The 17693-nt window shown below is 42.4% G+C and carries 16 protein-coding genes; 11 read left to right on the top strand and 5 right to left on the bottom strand.

Annotated features, from left to right (window positions below; genetic code table 11):
* Positions 1–31 precede the first annotated feature (31 nt).
* From FTU64_RS11975 to FTU64_RS11965, 3 genes are all read left to right on the top strand, one after another.
* Positions 32–514: a methylated-DNA--[protein]-cysteine S-methyltransferase gene (locus FTU64_RS11975; protein ID WP_180059816.1), complete on the top strand. Its 483-nt coding sequence runs from the start codon at positions 32–34 to the stop codon at positions 512–514.
* Positions 515–553: 39 nt separating this feature from the next.
* The gene (locus FTU64_RS11970) at positions 554–1207 is read left to right on the top strand and encodes a nuclease-related domain-containing protein (RefSeq protein ID WP_180059814.1); all 654 of its coding nucleotides are present in this window, start codon (positions 554–556) and stop codon (positions 1205–1207) included.
* Positions 1208–1269: 62 nt separating this feature from the next.
* On the top strand, positions 1270–1638 hold the full coding sequence (locus tag FTU64_RS11965; RefSeq protein ID WP_180059812.1) for an SseB family protein: 369 nt from the start codon (positions 1270–1272) through the stop codon (positions 1636–1638).
* Between the two features lie 56 nt (positions 1639–1694).
* On the opposite strand, the gene FTU64_RS11960 is transcribed toward FTU64_RS11965, so the two are convergent.
* On the bottom strand, positions 1695–2627 hold the full coding sequence (locus FTU64_RS11960) for a tRNA-dihydrouridine synthase (protein WP_180005012.1): 933 nt from the start codon (positions 2625–2627) through the stop codon (positions 1695–1697).
* Positions 2628–3076: 449 nt separating this feature from the next.
* Between FTU64_RS11960 and FTU64_RS11955 the strand changes: the two genes are divergently transcribed.
* Positions 3077–3286 carry a cold-shock protein gene (locus FTU64_RS11955; RefSeq protein WP_067761877.1) on the top strand — a complete coding sequence of 70 codons (210 nt, stop codon included), beginning with the start codon at positions 3077–3079 and terminating at the stop codon, positions 3284–3286.
* A gap of 152 nt (positions 3287–3438) precedes the next feature.
* Here the strand turns inward: FTU64_RS11955 and FTU64_RS11950 are convergent, their stop codons facing one another.
* A complete protein-coding gene (locus FTU64_RS11950; protein ID WP_180059810.1) occupies positions 3439–4248 on the bottom strand; it encodes an inner membrane protein YpjD in 810 nt (269 codons plus the stop codon).
* A gap of 138 nt (positions 4249–4386) precedes the next feature.
* On the opposite strand from FTU64_RS11950, the gene ffh reads away from it, so the two are divergent.
* Together ffh and FTU64_RS11940 are read left to right on the top strand one after the other, a co-directional pair.
* On the top strand, positions 4387–5790 hold the full coding sequence (gene ffh, locus FTU64_RS11945; protein WP_078191163.1) for a signal recognition particle protein: 1404 nt from the start codon (positions 4387–4389) through the stop codon (positions 5788–5790).
* A gap of 282 nt (positions 5791–6072) precedes the next feature.
* On the top strand, positions 6073–6666 hold the full coding sequence (locus tag FTU64_RS11940; protein ID WP_168378521.1) for an alpha/beta hydrolase: 594 nt from the start codon (positions 6073–6075) through the stop codon (positions 6664–6666).
* A 146-nt stretch (positions 6667–6812) separates the two neighbouring features.
* On the opposite strand, the gene FTU64_RS11935 is transcribed toward FTU64_RS11940, so the two are convergent.
* The 3 genes from FTU64_RS11935 to FTU64_RS11925 form a co-directional block, all read right to left on the bottom strand.
* A complete protein-coding gene (locus FTU64_RS11935) occupies positions 6813–7490 on the bottom strand; it encodes a hypothetical protein (protein WP_180055574.1) in 678 nt (225 codons plus the stop codon).
* 225 nt (positions 7491–7715) lie between these two features.
* Positions 7716–8444, bottom strand: coding sequence for a type III pantothenate kinase (locus FTU64_RS11930; protein WP_180040873.1), 729 nt, complete (start codon positions 8442–8444; stop codon positions 7716–7718).
* A gap of 22 nt (positions 8445–8466) precedes the next feature.
* A complete protein-coding gene (locus FTU64_RS11925; RefSeq protein ID WP_180059802.1) occupies positions 8467–9222 on the bottom strand; it encodes a biotin--[acetyl-CoA-carboxylase] ligase in 756 nt (251 codons plus the stop codon).
* A gap of 29 nt (positions 9223–9251) precedes the next feature.
* On the opposite strand from FTU64_RS11925, the gene FTU64_RS11920 reads away from it, so the two are divergent.
* From FTU64_RS11920 to ligA, 5 genes are all read left to right on the top strand, one after another.
* Positions 9252–10064 carry a sulfite exporter TauE/SafE family protein gene (locus FTU64_RS11920; protein WP_180008514.1) on the top strand — a complete coding sequence of 271 codons (813 nt, stop codon included), beginning with the start codon at positions 9252–9254 and terminating at the stop codon, positions 10062–10064.
* A 147-nt stretch (positions 10065–10211) separates the two neighbouring features.
* Positions 10212–10907, top strand: a complete 696-nt coding sequence (locus FTU64_RS11915; RefSeq protein ID WP_180059801.1) for a GntR family transcriptional regulator — start codon at positions 10212–10214, stop codon at positions 10905–10907.
* 10 nt (positions 10908–10917) lie between these two features.
* The gene (smc, locus tag FTU64_RS11910) at positions 10918–14367 is read left to right on the top strand and encodes a chromosome segregation protein SMC (RefSeq protein ID WP_180059800.1); all 3450 of its coding nucleotides are present in this window, start codon (positions 10918–10920) and stop codon (positions 14365–14367) included.
* Between the two features lies 1 nt (position 14368).
* Positions 14369–15421 carry a cell division protein ZipA C-terminal FtsZ-binding domain-containing protein gene (locus tag FTU64_RS11905; protein ID WP_180059799.1) on the top strand — a complete coding sequence of 351 codons (1053 nt, stop codon included), beginning with the start codon at positions 14369–14371 and terminating at the stop codon, positions 15419–15421.
* A gap of 98 nt (positions 15422–15519) precedes the next feature.
* Positions 15520–17553, top strand: a complete 2034-nt coding sequence (gene ligA, locus FTU64_RS11900) for an NAD-dependent DNA ligase LigA (RefSeq protein ID WP_180059798.1) — start codon at positions 15520–15522, stop codon at positions 17551–17553.
* Positions 17554–17693: the final 140 nt, after the last annotated feature.

Raw genomic sequence — 17693 nt, 5'->3', positions numbered from 1 at the left:
AAGTGCTGCGATTTTGAGCTTGGAGTATGTCATGCAACTTTCTTATCAGTTTTTAGATTCGCCCGTTGGACAATTAAAACTTGTTGCACATGAAACCGCATTGGTGGCTGTCCTTTGGGAAAATGAAAACCCTAATCGTGTGCGATTGGCGGCTTTGGTTGAAGATCGGCAACACCCGATTTTGCTCAAAACTGCACAGCAATTAAATGAATATTTTGCAGGTAAAAGACAGCAATTTGACTTGCCGCTAGACTTTGAAGGTGCCGAATTTCAGCAACAAGTTTGGCAAGCTTTACTGACAATTCCTTTTGGAGAAACTCGCAGTTATAAACAAATTGCAGAGCAGATAGGCAATGTCAAAGCCGTACGTGCTGTCGGTGCAGCCAATGGTAAAAATCCAATTTCAATTATTGCACCCTGTCATCGTGTCGTGGGCGCAAATGGAAAATTAGTGGGTTTTGCGGGTGGTTTAGAAAATAAAGAAATATTGTTAAAAATTGAGAAATTACAATAAAATATAAAATATACTTATTTAAAATAATGAATCAAAACAATGAATATTTCTCAAATCTTTGCACCCCTCATTTCGACGTTGTGGTGGCTAATTCCATTGTTACTGATTGTGGGGGCAATCAAAGCATTTAAACCTTTTTTAAAGGGGAAAATGGGGGAGTTTGCTGTCGCCGTTCATGTTAAACTTTATTTGAAAGACCATTATATCTTGTTAAATGATTTGACCTTACCAGATGGCGAGGGAGCTACGACTCAAATTGATCATCTTCTTTTAAGCCCATTTGGTGTGTTTGTGATTGAAACTAAAAACTATAAGGGTTGGATTTTTGGGAGCGAGAGACAAAAACAATGGACGCAAAAGATTTATAAAAAAAGTTTTAAATTTCAAAATCCGATTCACCAAAATTATAAACATATGAAAGTGTTAGAACTGGTGTTGAGCGATATTGTGGATAAAGACAATATGCATTCTGTGATTGTTTTTATGCCTGAAGCGGTGTTTAAAACAGAGATGCCGTCGAATGTTTTTCGGGGGACAGCTTGGGTGGACTATGTTCAAACTTTTCAGCAACCCGTGATCTCTGAAATGAAACTTAAACGAATACAGTTACGTTTAGAAAAAGAAATTTTAGAAAAGTCGTGGAAAACAAATCGACAGCACATTGAGGATTTAAATCAACGGCATAATTCATAAACTTCCTGTATGCTGTGGATTGTGAACAGTATCTGACTGATAAAAATAGACGGACAATAACAATGAACGACACGCTGCAACATCTTTATGAATCGACTTTAGATCATCCTGAGCAATACCAAGACTTTTATCAGCAATTTTTAGCCAGCCAAGTGTATTGTCTGGGTGAGCGTGATGCTGAGCAGCATCTGCATTTTCAATTGATGGAAACGGAGCAGGGCGAGCAAGCCATTCCATTCTTTCTGAGTCTTGTGATGCTTCAACAGGATGTTGGCGCAGATGCAGAGTTTGTCATGATCAGTGCTGAAAAATTATTTGCGATTACTAAAGGCGCAAGCTTGGTGATGAACCCGACTTCGGAACATCCGAAAGAGTTTTTGGCAGATGAGATCGATGCAATTTTAGAGTTTGCCAAACAACAAAGCCTTTGAACACTGTAGGTGTGTTCAAAGGCTTTGCGGCTACGCTGAGATATGTGTTTTAAAACTTACATACCGGCTTTGAGTTTTTCCACGATTTCATCGAGTGGTTTGACACGTTTTACTTCATCCCAAAGGACTTTGGCTTCTGGATAGTGCTTCGACATCATGCCGAGCCATTGTTTATAACGACCGACCATATTCATTTCTTTCTTATACGAGCCATTTAAGAAACGAATTTGTAAGCCAAGCAGTTCATGCCATGTAATCAGCGGCTCATCGGTATTACGACGGATACACTGTGTAATGTCAGGGGTGGTGACTGCAGCACGACCAATCATCAGGTCTTCACAACCTGATTCGAGTTGGCACTGTTTGGCATCGGCATTATTCCAAATTTCACCGTTGGCAATCACGTTAATTTTCAATGCTTCACGAATGGGTTGCAACTGATCCCAAAAGGCAGGCGGGGTATAACCATCGGCTTTGGTCCGCGCATGGACTGTAACCCATGCAGCTCCTGCATCTTCGATGGCATGCGCATTTTCCATGGTGAAGTTACGGTCCATATAACCCAAACGCATTTTTGCTGATACAGGAATATGACTCGGAACAGCATCACGCACAGCTTTGACTAACTCATACACCACTTCAGGCTCATCTAGCAGAACTGAACCGCCACGGTGGCGGTTGACGGTTTTTGCAGGGCAACCAAAGTTCATATCAATTGCAGGGGCACCAAGTTCTACCGCGCGTACAGCATTTGCCGCGAGCATAGTGGGATTGTTACCTAAGAACTGCACATGAACCGGTGTTCCTGCTGCAGTTTTGCCCTCATTGTTCAGTTCGGGACAATAGCTATGATAAATATGGTCGGGCAGGACAGAGTCCGTGACACGGATAAACTCGGTTACACACCAGTCAAAACTCCCCACATGCGTCAACACATCTCGCATAATTGGGTCGGTTAAGCCTTCCATCGGCGCAAGAACAAGTTTCACGGTCACACAGCCAAAAATTGAAAAACGGAGTTATACGTGGTTTTGAAAGGGATGTCTAGGTTTTGTGCTTCTGGTGACGCGGAATACGAAATCACAAAATTTTATGTAATTATTTGGTGAAATTAGGACCAAAGTCGTAAAGTCTTGACTGACATAAAACTTAAACAATAAAATGAGTAAATACAGATGGATAGTAATAATAAGAAGATGGCTTTTACTGTTGTTTTTTAATGGAATCAACAACATATACTGTGCTTGAATCTTTTAAGATTTCATGTATGATGGCTGCAACTAGAAAAAAAGTATTGTTTCGTAAATTTTCTTTAAGTATCGCAGTGTTAGTCATAATCCTTCGTTTTTTACAGAAATGAAGTTCAATTCTTTATTATTTTCCAAGTTATAGTCAGTCATCATCCAATGGCTAAATCAACAAATTAATAGGTATTATTATGTCTAATACAGTTACTGGTACAGTTAAATGGTTCAACGAAACTAAAGGTTTCGGTTTTATTGCACAAGACAACGGTCCTGACGTTTTTGCTCACTTCAGCGAAATCACTGGTTCTGGCTTCAAAACTTTGCAAGAAGGCCAAAAGGTTTCTTTCAGCATCGCTCAAGGTCAAAAAGGCCCGAATGCTGTAAACATCGTTGCTCTATAATTTAGACGTAATGAAAAAAAAGCGCTGTATAGCGCTTTTTTTATGCCTGTTATTTCTGTGTGAATAATCAAGCTATAAAAAAAAGAGAGCCTTAGCTCCCTTCGTAATAAAACTTACTTCTTTATAAAACTTAAAATCGTTTCATCGTCGACTTAGCGGCCTAAAACCATTTCTAAAATAAACTTAGAACCAATAAAGCCGACTGCCAAGAGACAAAAACCAATGATGGTAAAGCGAATGGCTTTTTGACCACGCCAGCCGAATCGATAATGCCCAATGAGCAAGGCACCATAGACGAACCATGAAATGATGCTAAAGGCAGTTTTATGCGCCAAATGCTGTGCAAAGAAGTTATCGATGGTGAAGAAACCAAACCCAAGTGCCACGGTCAGTAGTGCAAAACCAGCAATCAATAAGTCAAATAGTAAAGATTCCATGGCTTGGAAGGATGGAAGAAGGCTCACCCATACACGTTTTTTCTGTTTGTTTTTCAGTTCACGGTCTTGTAAACGCAAAATAACCGCTTGAATAGTTGCCATCAGCAGGACGGCATACGCGGAAAGTGACAAGATGATATGGATGTCTAAACCCAGTGAATGTTGTTCTATAAATTGATTTTGTCGACTAAATGCAAAGCCTAAAATCAACCCCGTCGCTGCCACAGGAATACCCAACAGGTTCATTGCCAGCACAGGTCGATAGGTACTAAATAACACACTGAGCAATAGCATGAGACCTGAAGTAAATGACATCAGGTTGAACACGTCATAGTTCACACCCATAGGCGTCAACATTTCGTTATATAAAACACCTGCATGCAATAACATGCCTAAACCAAGTACAACACCAATAAACCAATGGTTCGGCGCACGTTTAGACATTAAATGGCTGAATAAATACCAAAAAGACGTGGTATAAGCGATTAATGCTAGGATCGTGTAAACCAAGGGGAGACTGATCATGTCAAACCTTTTTCAGGATGTTGAATATTCATTTATATAAATTCTGCAAGAACTAAAGTATCCTATAGCATTCTATGCATAAATTTTCTATTTTAAGAAACAATTTTTTGCTCATGGCTATTTTAAGCGGATTTTGCAATGTTTGATACCTTAACAGAACGACTCACGCAGAGTTTAAGAAATGTTACTGGCTCAGGGCAGCTAACCGAAGACAATATTAAAGATACGTTACGCGAAGTACGTATGGCACTTCTTGAAGCCGATGTTGCGTTACCTGTAACTCGTGAATTCATCGCGAAAGTTAAGGAAGAAGCATTGGGCCAAGAAGTGATGACTCAGTTATCACCGGGGCAGGCTTTCGTCAAAATCGTTCATGACGAATTGACCAAAATGATGGGTGAGGCGAATGAAAGCCTAGACCTAGCGGCAAAACCACCAGTTGTTGTGCTTCTTGCAGGTTTACAAGGTGCGGGTAAAACAACCACTGCGGCAAAACTTGCACGTTTCTTACAAGAACGTCAAAAGAAAAAAGTAGCAATGGTGTCTGCCGACGTTTATCGTCCAGCAGCGATTAAACAGCTACAAACAGTTGCGGGTGAAGTTGGCGCGATTTTCTTTGAATCTAGCGCAGACGAAAAACCGATTACCATCGCAAATCGTGCGATTGAGCAAGCAAAAATTCAATTTGCTGATGTCTTGATTGTCGATACAGCAGGTCGTTTACATGTAGACGACGAAATGATGGATGAAATTAAAGAGCTTCATGCAGCGATTAAGCCGACTGAAACATTGTTCGTGGTTGATGCCATGACCGGTCAGGATGCGGCGAATACGGCAAAAGCCTTTAATGATGCCTTGCCTTTGACGGGTGTGATCCTGACAAAAACGGATGGTGATGCACGTGGTGGTGCAGCACTTTCTGTTCGTGCTATTACTGGCAAGCCGATTAAATTCTTGGGTATGGGTGAAAAACTCGATGCCCTAGAGCCATTCCATCCTGAACGTATCGCACAGCGTATTTTGGGTATGGGTGACGTACTTTCTTTGGTCGAAGAAGTTGAACGTAAAATCGACAAAGAAAAAGCCGAAAAAATGGCGAAAAAACTGCAAAAAGGCGGTAGCTTCAACTTTGAAGATATGCTGATGCAGTTTGAACAAATGAACAAAATGGGCGGCATGATGGGCTTCCTGGATAAACTTCCAGGCATGAGCAACTCAGGGATTCAAGATGCAATTGCACAAGCAAATCCTGAAAAGCAAGTGAAGAAAATGGAAGCGATTATTCAATCGATGACCATTAAAGAACGTCGTAACCCAGACTTGATGAATCCAAGCCGTAAAAAACGTATTGCAGCAGGCTGTGGTATGGATGTTGCGGAAGTGAATAAACTCATTAAGCAACATGCGCAAATGGCGAAAATGATGAAGAAGTTTGCCAACCCAACAGGTATGGCAAAAATGATGAAATCATTGGGCAATATGCAAAAACAATTTGGCGGCGGTGGCATGGGTCCATTGTTCGGCAGTAAAGATCCGAAGTAATTTGGACTTAAAAAAGGCGCATTCAGCGCCTTTTTTTATGGCTGAAATTTAACGAGACTGTACGCTCAAGCAAAGTGATCGAGTGCATTTGATAGCAAGTACTGGATGAGGGAATCTGGCTATACGAGCCGATAGATACCGAACTGAGCTAAATCATTACAAAAAGATGCCAAATTGACATTGAGAGCGTGTAGGTGGCAGGTTTAAAACAGAGGTGAAAATTTGCCGAACTGCAAATTGAAAGCTTCACTAAAAATAATCACCTAGAATAAGAATCAAATCATGAATACACCGCATACGCCAGAAAGCCAAAAGATCTATATTGTTCATGGTCATGATACTTCGCCGAATGATCATTGGTTTCCTTGGTTAGGACGAAAGCTGCAAGAAGCAGGACATTATTCTCGACGCATCGTGATGGCAAATGCAGCACAACCTGATTTTGACCATTGGCAGAAATTTCTAGCGTTGCAAATGCCTGATTTGGATGAAAATACCATTGTGATTGCCCATGGTTTGGGGTGCTTAACTACGCTGCATTATCTCAATCAATATTTTGAACAGCATGGCACACGGATTAAAGCGGGCGTTTTTGTGTCAGGTTTTAAAAGTAGTTTACCGACACAACCTGAATTAACCGCATTTATTCAACGTGCAAAAATGGATAGCGGTGTTTTACAGACCTATATGCCGATTTGTATCAGCTTGATTTCATCCAATGATCCTATCGTGCCGCCACCGGTTGCGATCCAATTGGGCAATTTTATAAATGCACAAATTTATGAAGTGAAAGAAGCAGGGCATTTCACAGCAAAAGATGGCTTTTCTGAGATTCCACAACTGTGGCACGTGTTAGAGCCGATTTTAACGGCTTAGGTAGGTTTTGAGCGCGTGTTTTATAGATCGCGTGTTTTGTAGATAAGATATTTAGTGAAGACTGAGATTACAATCATGCAATTGGTGCAATTGAAGAGAAAAAAGGCGCAATCTGCGCCTTTTTGTTTGTTCGAACTGTTGATAGATCAGTCGAGTTCTAAAGCAACACGTTCACGAATGTCGTCAATGTCGTCATTGGCTTCACGACCATCTTCCTGCCATGCTTTATAGGCACCAACATATTCACCATCGGTATCGACGACATATTCAGCCGCAATTTTTCCTGAGGCATACCATAAGCGATAGGCATCATTGCCATTTTCATCGACTTTATACGCTGCGCCACGTTGTCCTGTTGGATAAAACTCTTCGCCGTGGATGCTCACGCCATCTTGGTTCACAAAGGTTGATTCTACTTTGCCATTTTTACGATAAAGCGTTACCGGACCTTCGATGTCACTGCCACTGAAACTAAATAGTTTCATCGGATCTTTGACCCAAGCAGGTGAGGATTGAGGGGTTTTGGTTTCTTGGTAAAAATCTTGGACTAAAAAATCACCTGTCGCATTACGACCTAAAAGTACACGGTAATAGCCGTCTTTGACTGGAGTCATGTAATAGCTTGAGTCAATATATGATACGCAGCCGCAGTAATCAGGATTATCTTCATCTCCAAAATAGCCCAAAACTGCTTCAGAGGTGCTGAGCTGTGATTTGATTTCGGCAGGGATTTTAGAGTTGGCTAGATTTTGTGTCGTGGTACAACCGCCGAAGAATAATGTAGAGGCGAGCAGGCTTAAACCCAGTAAATTTTTAAATTTCATATCTATACTCTTCGTCTTATATTCTATCTTGAAAGACATTTTTAAATTATAAAGTTGCTGATGTATCTGTCGATCATCGCAGGCTATTGTAATTCCTTGGACGAAAAAAGGTCATGAATCGCGATACAATTTGTAACCACGCTTATATGAAATGACCATCAATAAAAAAGCGTGATCACCATTGGTCATCACGCTTTCACAGTTTGCTATCAAAAAATGGCTAAATTACACGCCATTTACATAACTTTGTAGGCCTCGAAGCAGCAAATCTGCTTCGACAGCTGGCTGATATTGTTCTAAATAGCGTGCAAATAGCGCAGCATCGCCACCGGTTAAAATTAACCGACTTGGATATTTGTCGAGAACCTTTTCAATGGTGCTGACCAAGCTGAGCAAGATGCCATGATGAACAGCGTCTATGGTGTTTTTACCAGGAGACAGCTCATCAAAGGTGGCATCTGGAATTTTAATGCCTTTGGTGTTTTGGATGAGCGAATCACGTTGTAAATACAAATTTGGCAAAATATAGCCGCCTAAATGTTGTAAGCCATCCGTTAAGTCAATGGTGAGTGCCGTGCCACAGCTAATGACACAGTATTTTTGTGTAGGGTCTTTGACCACAGCCAGCATTTGCAGCCAACGGTCGATCCCGAATTTACTGGTGTCTTCATATGCACAGCGTAAGCCCGCATATTCGGCATGTACTTTGGCAATAGTGACAGGAACGGCTAAAAATTTAAGAATTTTTTGAATCCGATCATTATTTTTCTTGTCGAGTACTGAAGAAATCCCGACCTGATCTAAGTCCAAACTTTTAAAGTGTTGGATCAAACCGAGTAGGAGTTCGGCAGGCGACTGTAAATGCAGTTCCGCAGCATGCTCTATGATTTGATCGTATTCGGTAATCCAGTATTTCAGCCGTGTATTACCGACATCGAGCCATAATTTTTTCATCAGTAGGCCTTTGCAATCCTGTTTATGATTGATCTGCTAAACGTAAGCGACCTTGGAAATGATTTTCTAAGCGCTGCGAAGTTTGGATGTTGATCGAACCATCATTTTCAATACCGAGAAAGAGACCTTGGCTTTTGCCTTGCAGGTGTTCAAGCTCAACGGGCTGTTGCATAAATGCAGCATAATGGTTGAATCTTGCAGCGAGGTTGTAGCAGTTATGATTGAACCATTCACCTGCAAGTTGAATCGCTGCATAGAGTTCAGCAATTAACTGTAAACGGTTTGGCGAGGGAAGTCCGAGTTCAGATAACGACGTTGCGCGTTGCTCAATTCCTGTGGATGGAATCGGAAATAAATTCATCCCAACGCCGACAATTGCTTGATGTGGCGAAATCGGTTCAATTAAAATCCCGCCCCATTTGCCTTGTGGGCTATACAGGTCATTGGGCCATTTCACTTGTAATGCGAGATTTTGCAAACTTGGCATTTGCAAGATATTTAAGGCTATTTCGAGTGCAAGCCGTCCATCTATCGCTGTCTGTAAATTCAGCAATGTGCTTAAATAGATATTACCAACGGGTGAGACCCATTGATGATCGCGTTGCCCACGGCCCTGAGTTTGCTCTTCACTGCATACCAAAACATGCTGAATGCCTTTTTTGGCAATCTCACGGACATCGTCATTGGTCGATGTAGTAATGGGCTTCAGTAATAAAACTTCAGGCGGTTGAGGTATTGTGCTCAGCAATTGCTGTAAGTGTCTGGTCTCTAAATCCATTTGAATCTGAGAGTTGTGGAATAATATTGATGGAGTTAATCATATATTTACTGATTGGTGCAATCGCTGGTTTTGCTGCGGGGCTATTTGGTGTGGGTGGTGGTCTGATTATTGTGCCAATTTTGTTCATCGTCTTTACCCAACTTCAGTATGACCCCAGTGTGATTATGCACATGGCGGTAGGCACGTCTTTGGCCACGATTATTGTGACCTCACTCAGTTCGGTTTCGGCTCATCATAAAAAAGGTGCAGTGCTGTGGAATGTCTTTCGGAATTTGGCACCGGGTTTGGTGATCGGTTCATTTCTCGGTGCTGGCATTGCAGATTATCTCTCAGGGCAGGGTTTGCAACTGTTAATTGGCTTTTTTGCGGTCTGGGTGGCCTTTAAAATGTTTCGCGGTGCAGCGACACCAGTCGATCCGAATAAACATTTACCCTCACAAGCCATGCAAATGGCAGCAGGGGGTGGTATTGGGATTGCCTCTGCGATCTTCGGTATTGGTGGTGGCAGCTTAACCGTCCCATATTTGAATAAAAATGGCGTCATTATGCAAAAAGCAGTCGCAACCTCTGCCGCATGTGGTTTACCGATTGCGATTGCTGGGGCCCTCGGCTTTATGTGGTTTGGTCATCAAGCCGATATCGTGGTTCCCAATACCATTGGTTATATCCATATTTATGCATTTATCGGGATTAGTGTAATGAGCTTCATCACTGCGAAATTGGGTGCGAAAGTGGCTCATATGTTGTCACCATTTATGCTAAAGCGTTGTTTTGCATGCTTATTAACAACAGTTGGTTGCTATTTTATTTATCAAGGTGTGCAAGCCTTTGGCGCTTGATTGTCCTTTTTGACTGACAAAATTGGCTTTGTTGACACAAGATTGTCAGACAATGTCATGTTCAATTAGGTTGCTTATCGTTTCTAATGCAAATAGATTGAGTGTAAATCTGAACATTGCATCTTATAAAAAAAAGATAGGAACAGTATGCAACAACAAGAAGCGGACAGTTTGTCAGAACAAATTGCCAAACACATCGGTGAACAAATCATTCGCGGTGAGTTGGTCGAAGGCGAGCGTATTCAGGAACTTAGAATTGCGGCCGAATTGGGTGTGAGCCGTGGCTCTGTTCGTGAAGCTTTATTGATTTTAGAACGGACCCAACTCATTGAAATCTACCCGCGACGTGGCGCCTTAGTCTCTGAAATGTCGGCTTTACAAGTGCGTTCATTATTTGATATTGCGGCATTATTGTTGGGTCAAATTGTGCATCGTATGGCGGAAACGTGGCGCAGCCATGAAGCTGAGCGTATTCAGTTATTACTTGAACAATTAGACGTGGAAACTCGCCAAGGCAATACTGAAAAGTTTTATGATCTGATTTTTCAGGGCATGGCTCGTCAGCATGAAATGGTGGGAAATACCTACCTGATGCGTTATTACCAAGAATTGTTGCCATCACTCAGACGTAGTTATTTTCTGACACTGAATATTTCACGACGTGAACTACAAGAATCTTTTGATTTGTTTAAATTGGTGACTGATGCAGTTTTAATCAGAAAATCACATCAAGCCACTTTATTTATGGAAGATTTTTGTCGACACTTACGCAACCTTGTGTTGGAATCACTAACACGGATGAAACAAATCGAATTAGCGTGGGCGAGACGTTCACGCCGCTGATCAGGACATTATGCGTTTAAGCAGTTTAAAACTTTCCGGCTTCAAATCTTTTGCCGATAGCACAACTCTAAAATTTGAAGGCAACCGTAGTGCGGTTGTTGGACCGAACGGCTGTGGTAAATCCAATGTGATTGATGCCATTCGCTGGGTTATGGGGGAGTCCAGTGCCCGTCAATTGCGTGGTGGCACCATGCAAGATGTTATTTTTACCGGAACAGCAAAGCGTAAACCAGTCGGGATGGCGAGTGTTGAACTGCGTTTTGATAATACCTATGGCAAGCTAGGTGGCGCTTATAATGCCTATACTGAACTAGCAGTTCGTCGTCAGGTCAATCGTGATGGTAAATCCGAATATTTCCTCAACGGCACCAAATGCCGCCGTCGTGATATTACCGATATTTTCTTAGGTACCGGTTTAGGTCCACGTTCGTATGCGATTATTGAACAGGGCATGATCAACCGTTTGGTCGATGCCAAACCTGAAGAAATGCGTGTGTATATTGAAGAAGCAGCTGGGGTTTCTCGCTATCAAGCTCGTCGTCGTGAAACTTTACAGCATCTAGAACACACCACTCAAAATTTAGAACGTCTCGAAGACATTGCCTCAGAACTGAAGTCTCAGTTGAAAACCTTAAAGCGTCAGTCTGAAACGGCGGTGCAATATAAAGAATTAGAAACCCAAATTCGTACTATTAAGATCGAAGTGCTGTCTTTCCAATGTGAGCAAAGTATGCGTTTACAGCAAGAATACACGCTTCAGATGAATGAGCTCGGGGAAACCTTCAAACTGGTTCGTTCTGAGCTGAATACTCTAGAGCATGACTTATCTTCCACCAGTGCTTTATTTCAACGGCTTATTCAACAGTCCACGCCATTACAAAGCGAATGGCAACAGGCGGAAAAGAAACTGTCTGAGTTGAAAATGACGCTGGAGCAAAAGCAGGGTTTATTTGCACAAAATTCGGCAAGTTTGGTGGAGCTTGAAAAGCAAAAAGCTCAAACCAAAGAACGTTTACAGCTATTAGAGTTACAACTGGAAACGCTGCAAGAACAGCAAGATGGATTTGTTGAGCAATTACAGCGCCAAGAAAGCAGTAGTCAAGATCAGACTCAACAATTGGCCGATTTGAAAGCTCAGCATCAACAAGCAGTTCAACAATTTGAACAATGCCGTGGGCAAGTCGAAAAGCAGCAACAGCAAAAGCTACAAATGCTGGCGCAGAGTGAACAATTGACCAAAAATATTGGTCGTATTGAGCAACAACGTGAGACTCTGCAACAGCAACGAGGTCAAATTCAGCATCAGGCGCAGCAAGATGAGTTGGAGCAGTATCAGCAAAATAAGCAACAGCTCGAACAACAAATTGTGCAACAAGAGCAGGTGATTGCCGAAACTCAAGCACAGCTTACAGCTGCACAAGAACAGCAGGCACAGCATAAAAATATGGTGCTGCAGCTAAAGTCAGAAATACAGGTGCTGTTGTCAGAGCAGAAAAACCTAAACCAATTGATGATTAAAGCCAGTCCAAAGCAGCAAAGCCAGCGTCAACATTTAATGCAGCAGTTGCAGTTGAGCACACAGGGTAAACAGCATGCACAACTGGTCGAGAAATTTTTGTCTAAATGGCTGAGTGCCCAAGTCTTAGGACACAGTGATAATTTTCAAGACAGTATTGCACGTCAAGTCAAAGGCAATCACCACACCGCAGTACAAATCGTTGGATTAGATGCTTTGGCGACGTGGATTGAAGCCCCTCAACTTTCGATCTGGCAGCAGGTCGCGATTGCTGAAACATTGACAGTGGCATTGAGCCATCAGGCTAAACTGGCTGCTGGTCAGTCGATACTCACGCTCGATGGTTATCATGTCGGTGCAGATTGGGTGATTGGTCTAGATTATGATGAGGACAGCCAAGCAGGGCAAGGTGCATTGAGCCACCGTATTCGCTTAGATGAATTGACTGAATTACTTGCAGCGCAGCAGCCAAAGCTAACGCAACTAGAAGGCCAATTGCCTGAGTTGCAAAATGCCGTACAAGCTTTACAGCAAAATCTGCAACAGCAACATAGCCAATTAAAAACTTGGCAAAAAGACATTCAAAATACTGATGTTGCCATTGCGAAGGTACAAAGTTCCAATCAGGCTTTTGCTTTACAAAAGCAGCAGTTAGAAGATCAATTGCAGCAACTTGAAGCGCAGCTCGAAGAAGATGCCATGCAAAAAGACGATTTGGAAATTGATTTGCATGCGCTGACAATGAAGCTTGAGCAAGCTTTGCCCAATTATAAAACCTTGCAATTCCAAGTTGAAGAGTTGAGTCTAGCACTGGAAAGTGCTCAGCAAGTGGCATTACACAGTCAGCAAGAATTGGAAATTGTGCGTCGTCAGTCTGTACAGACGAAACAACAGATTGAATTATTAGAAAAAGACACGGTCTTTTTAAAAGCGCAAACTCAGCAAATTATTGGACAGATGGAACAGGCGAAGAAATTTGTCGATCCAGTACAGTTAGAATTGCCTGCGCTTGAGTCACAGTATTCTGAACAGGCTCAAGTCACTGAACGTTTACAAAAAACCTGGAATGACTGGCAGCTTGAACTCAATAATGTTCAGAGCAAACAACAGACATTGACGGAACAACGCCATTCACATCAACAGCAAGATGAAAAATTGCGTACGCAATTGGAAGAAAAGCGTTTGGCTTGGCAATCCGCGCAGTCTGATTTGCAGCATTATTCTGAACAGCTGAAAGAAATGAACAGCGAAATGCTGACAGGTTTAAGCATTGATGTGGTATCCCATCAGCAAAAACTCGAAAAAGCACAGCAGCAGTTTGATAAATTGGGTGCAGTCAACTTGGCTGCGGCAGAAGAATATACTGAAGTTTCTAAACGCTTTGATGATTTAAGCCACCAAATTGATGACTTGCAAAAGACCGTTGAACAACTGCAAGCTGCGATGAAAAGCATTGATCAGGAAACGCGGAAGCTGTTTATGACCACTTTTGATAAGGTCAATACAGAACTTCAAGCGTTATTTCCGAAAGTATTTAATGGTGGTGAAGCAAGCTTAAGCCTTGAAGATGGTTGGCAATCGGGTGTAAAACTGATGGCACGACCACCGGGTAAACGAAATAGCTCTTTGGCATTATTGTCAGGTGGTGAAAAGGCACTGACCGCATTGGCTTTGGTTTTTGCGATTTTCCGCCTAAATCCTGCACCATTTTGCGTTTTAGACGAAGTCGATGCACCTTTAGACGATGCAAATGTAGGAAGATTTTGTAATCTTGTAAAAGAGCTTTCAGAACAAGTGCAATTTATCTACATTACACACAATAAACTGGCTATGACAATGGCAACTGACTTACTTGGTGTGACCATGCCAGAACCAGGAACTTCAAAATTAGTGACTGTGAATATAGAGCAAGCCAAAGAATACGGTTTAGCTGCGGAGGCATAACATGGAAATCACCACTATAGCTGGGATTGTAATCGCTGTAATTATCATGGTTGTGGGTATTCGAATGATGTTTCGTAAACCTGCAGATGCAGCGCCATCACTTGACACCGAATTACATATTGATCCTGATAGTCAGCAACCTGTTATTCCGCGCCATGTACGCAATCAGTTAAATACACCTGAAACCACGCAACGTGTAGAGCCGACTTTGGCTGAGGAAAAAGTCACAGCGGTTGAAACGACTGAAGCTGTTCAAGCAAATGTAACGCCAGAAGCAACGGCAACGGAACAAGCAGAGCAGAGCGTTGAGGCTACGGCAAAGACTGAGGCGACTACGACGGATCCCGTTTCAGTTGAAAATGCTCAAACTGCGACAGAAGACACTACTTTGCCTACAGAAGCCACTGAATCTACGATAAATACGTCTGTAGTAGATGTAGCCAATGAAGCCGTGACTCCTACGACGAACGTTCAGGCAGACGCTGTTCCTGTAGAAAAAGCGCCAGAGTTTAGTGTAAATAGCGCAATTGAAAAAGCTGAAATTAGCGATTTTGATGAAGAAAGCAGTATTTTGGATGCGCATTTACATGAACAAAAAATTGTTGATGAAGAAAGTGCTTTAGCGACTGCGGAAACTTATATCGCCTTAAATGTGTTCCCTGATAGCCGTGCCTTGTCGGGTGAAAAAGCATTAAAAGTGTTACTCAAATACGGCCTGCGTTTTGGCGAAATGGCCTGTTTCCATCGCTATGATGAAGAAGGTACAAAGTTATTATTCTCTGTATTGCAAATGAATAATGATGGCGCTGCGCAAGGTTTTGATCTTGAAACTTTATCGACTGAAGAAGTAAAAGGTTTGGCCTTCTTCTTAGCGCTGCCACACAGCGATGTACAAAATGCCTTTGATACCATGGACAGCATTTCACGTCTAATTGCACGTGAAATTGACGGTACTGTGTATGATCAAAATAACCAAGAATTTACACCGCAGATGCGTGAACATTGGCGTCATCAAGCGATTGATTATCGTCAAGGTCAAGCTATCGAAGTCTAAGCGTCTTTGATTGAAACTCACCGAGTGGGTTTCTATAATAGCAACAGATAATGAAATTTGAGGGCGGAGCATGAACCGCCCTTTTTTATGGTGAATGTATGACACAACAATCCACTGTCGTTGCACAGATGCGACAACTGATTCAACTCTTGGCGAAGCATAACCATGCCTACTATGTCATGGACACGCCAGAAATTGAGGACAGTGAATATGATCAACTTTTTCACCAATTAAAAGCTTTAGAAGAGCAATACCCTGATTTAGTACAACCTGATACACCAACCACAAAAGTGGGTGGAAAGGCCTTGTCCAAGTTTGAATCTGTAACCCATGCAGTACCCATGTTGTCATTGGGTAATGTGTTTAATGCAGAAGATTTATTTGCCTTTGCGCGCCGCGTAGAAGAGCGCTTGCCGAATCAAAAAATTGAATATGATGTCGAATTAAAATTTGATGGACTGGCGATTTCTCTTTGGTATGAAAATGGTATTTTAGTCCGTGGTGTGACACGGGGTGATGGTGAAACTGGGGAAGACATTACCCAAAATGTAAAAACCATTCGTAATTTACCTAAAGTACTGACTTCTACACAGACTGAAATTCCAAGTCTGCTTGAAGTCCGTGGTGAAGTTCTGATGCCAAAATCAGGCTTTGAAAAGCTTAATGCTGAAAACGAAGCCAAAGGTGAAAAAACCTTTGCCAATCCACGAAATGCAGCAGCAGGAAGCTTACGTCAACTCGACCCTGCAATTGCGGCTTCGCGTCCTTTGGCTTTTTATGCCTATGGCATTGCACAGTGTGAACCACATCATGGGCAAACCACCATGTCTGCAAGTCTTGAGTGGCTGACACAGTTTGGTTTTGCTGTCGGTGAACGTCACTTTATATGTGACAGCATTCAGGACGTACAAGCTGCATATGAGCAAATGATCATTGATCGTCCAAGCCTGAGCGTTGAAATTGATGGCATGGTGATTAAGGTAAACAGCCTGAAGCAACAGCAAACACTGGGCTTTTTAAGTCGTGAACCGCGCTGGGCAACGGCATATAAATTCCCTGCAATTGCAGCGCTGACGACAGTTGAAAATATTGATTGGCAAGTGGGGCGTACAGGGACTTTAACTCCAGTCGCACGTTTAAATCCTGTTGCAGTCGGTGGCGTAACGGTTTCCAATGTCACTCTACATAATATTGGTGAAATTCACCGTTTAGATGTCCGTGTGGGTGATACAGTCAGTGTCTACCGTAGTGGCGATGTGATTCCAAAAGTGGAAAAAGTATGGCCTGAATTCCGTCCTGTAGATACGGTAGAAGTTCAGTTACCTGCATATTGCCCAGTCTGCTCATCTCCAGTGGTGATGCCCGAAGGTGAAGCCTTGGCACGTTGTTCAGGTGGTTTGTACTGTGCTGCACAGCGTATTGAGGCGATTCGTCACTTTGTATCGCGTAAAGCTATGGACATTGAGGGCTTAGGCGACCGTTGGGCGGAATCACTTTTACATTTGGATCTGCTCAAAGATGTTGCTGATATTTATAGCTTGCATGCGCATCGTGAAAAATTACTGACTATTGAAAAAATGGGCGAGAAGTCGGTTCAAAACCTCATCGATTCTATTGAAAATAGTAAGAAAACGACACTAGGCGCATTTATTTATGCACTTGGCATTCGAGGCGTGGGTGAAACCACGGCACGCATGCTCGCCAATACCTTCCAAACCTTTGATGCGATTCGTCATGCAGATCTCGAATCCTTGAAAAAAACGCCAGACGTTGGTGATATTACCGCTGAATGGATTGTCGACTTTTTCCAAGCGCCGCATAACCTCGAAGTGGTTGATCGTTTGTTGGCAGCTGGGATTCATTGGGATGCACCTGTTGCACCAAGTCGTCAGCCGCTGAATGGCGAGAGTTGGGTGATTACTGGAACATTGAGTACCATGGGGCGTGATGAAGCGACGCAAATGCTTCAAGCCTTAGGCGCACGTGTCAGTGGTAGTGTTTCGGGTAAAACCAAATGTGTAGTTGCAGGTGAAAAGGCAGGTTCTAAATTAGAAAAGGCTGAAAAGCTGGGTGTACCTGTGATGAGCGAAGACGAGTTTATTGCCTTTGTACAACAGCATAATGCTTCTTAAGTATTGAAAATCAAACCTGAAAACGTAGTTACTTTTGAACAAACGCCTGATGCATTGCATTGGGCGTTTTTATTTTGCTGCTTAACATGATTGCGTCAGCCTATCAGTTGTTGATGATAGATCAGACATCATTCCTCAAC

The organism is Acinetobacter sp. YH12128 (assembly GCF_013418655.1).
In the GTDB taxonomy this organism is placed as follows: Bacteria; Pseudomonadota; Gammaproteobacteria; order Pseudomonadales; family Moraxellaceae; genus Acinetobacter; species Acinetobacter amyesii.
This window is presented reverse-complemented; position numbering and strand designations above follow the sequence as displayed.

What these genes read in the sequence shown, in the direction of transcription:
- FTU64_RS11975 (WP_180059816.1), top strand. Translation starts at nt 32, where the DNA reads ATGCAACTTTCTTATCAGTTTTTAGATTCGCCCGTTGGACAATTAAAA.
- FTU64_RS11970 (WP_180059814.1), top strand. Translation starts at nt 554, where the DNA reads ATGAATATTTCTCAAATCTTTGCACCCCTCATTTCGACGTTGTGGTGG.
- FTU64_RS11965 (WP_180059812.1), top strand. Translation starts at nt 1,270, where the DNA reads ATGAACGACACGCTGCAACATCTTTATGAATCGACTTTAGATCATCCT.
- FTU64_RS11955 (WP_067761877.1), top strand. Translation starts at nt 3,077, where the DNA reads ATGTCTAATACAGTTACTGGTACAGTTAAATGGTTCAACGAAACTAAA.
- FTU64_RS11950 (WP_180059810.1), bottom strand. Translation starts at nt 4,248, where the DNA reads ATGATCAGTCTCCCCTTGGTTTACACGATCCTAGCATTAATCGCTTAT.
- ffh (WP_078191163.1), top strand. Translation starts at nt 4,387, where the DNA reads ATGTTTGATACCTTAACAGAACGACTCACGCAGAGTTTAAGAAATGTT.
- FTU64_RS11940 (WP_168378521.1), top strand. Translation starts at nt 6,073, where the DNA reads ATGAATACACCGCATACGCCAGAAAGCCAAAAGATCTATATTGTTCAT.
- FTU64_RS11935 (WP_180055574.1), bottom strand. Translation starts at nt 7,490, where the DNA reads ATGAAATTTAAAAATTTACTGGGTTTAAGCCTGCTCGCCTCTACATTA.
- FTU64_RS11930 (WP_180040873.1), bottom strand. Translation starts at nt 8,444, where the DNA reads ATGAAAAAATTATGGCTCGATGTCGGTAATACACGGCTGAAATACTGG.
- FTU64_RS11925 (WP_180059802.1), bottom strand. Translation starts at nt 9,222, where the DNA reads ATGGATTTAGAGACCAGACACTTACAGCAATTGCTGAGCACAATACCT.
- FTU64_RS11920 (WP_180008514.1), top strand. Translation starts at nt 9,252, where the DNA reads ATGGAGTTAATCATATATTTACTGATTGGTGCAATCGCTGGTTTTGCT.
- FTU64_RS11915 (WP_180059801.1), top strand. Translation starts at nt 10,212, where the DNA reads ATGCAACAACAAGAAGCGGACAGTTTGTCAGAACAAATTGCCAAACAC.
- smc (WP_180059800.1), top strand. Translation starts at nt 10,918, where the DNA reads ATGCGTTTAAGCAGTTTAAAACTTTCCGGCTTCAAATCTTTTGCCGAT.
- FTU64_RS11905 (WP_180059799.1), top strand. Translation starts at nt 14,369, where the DNA reads ATGGAAATCACCACTATAGCTGGGATTGTAATCGCTGTAATTATCATG.
- ligA (WP_180059798.1), top strand. Translation starts at nt 15,520, where the DNA reads ATGACACAACAATCCACTGTCGTTGCACAGATGCGACAACTGATTCAA.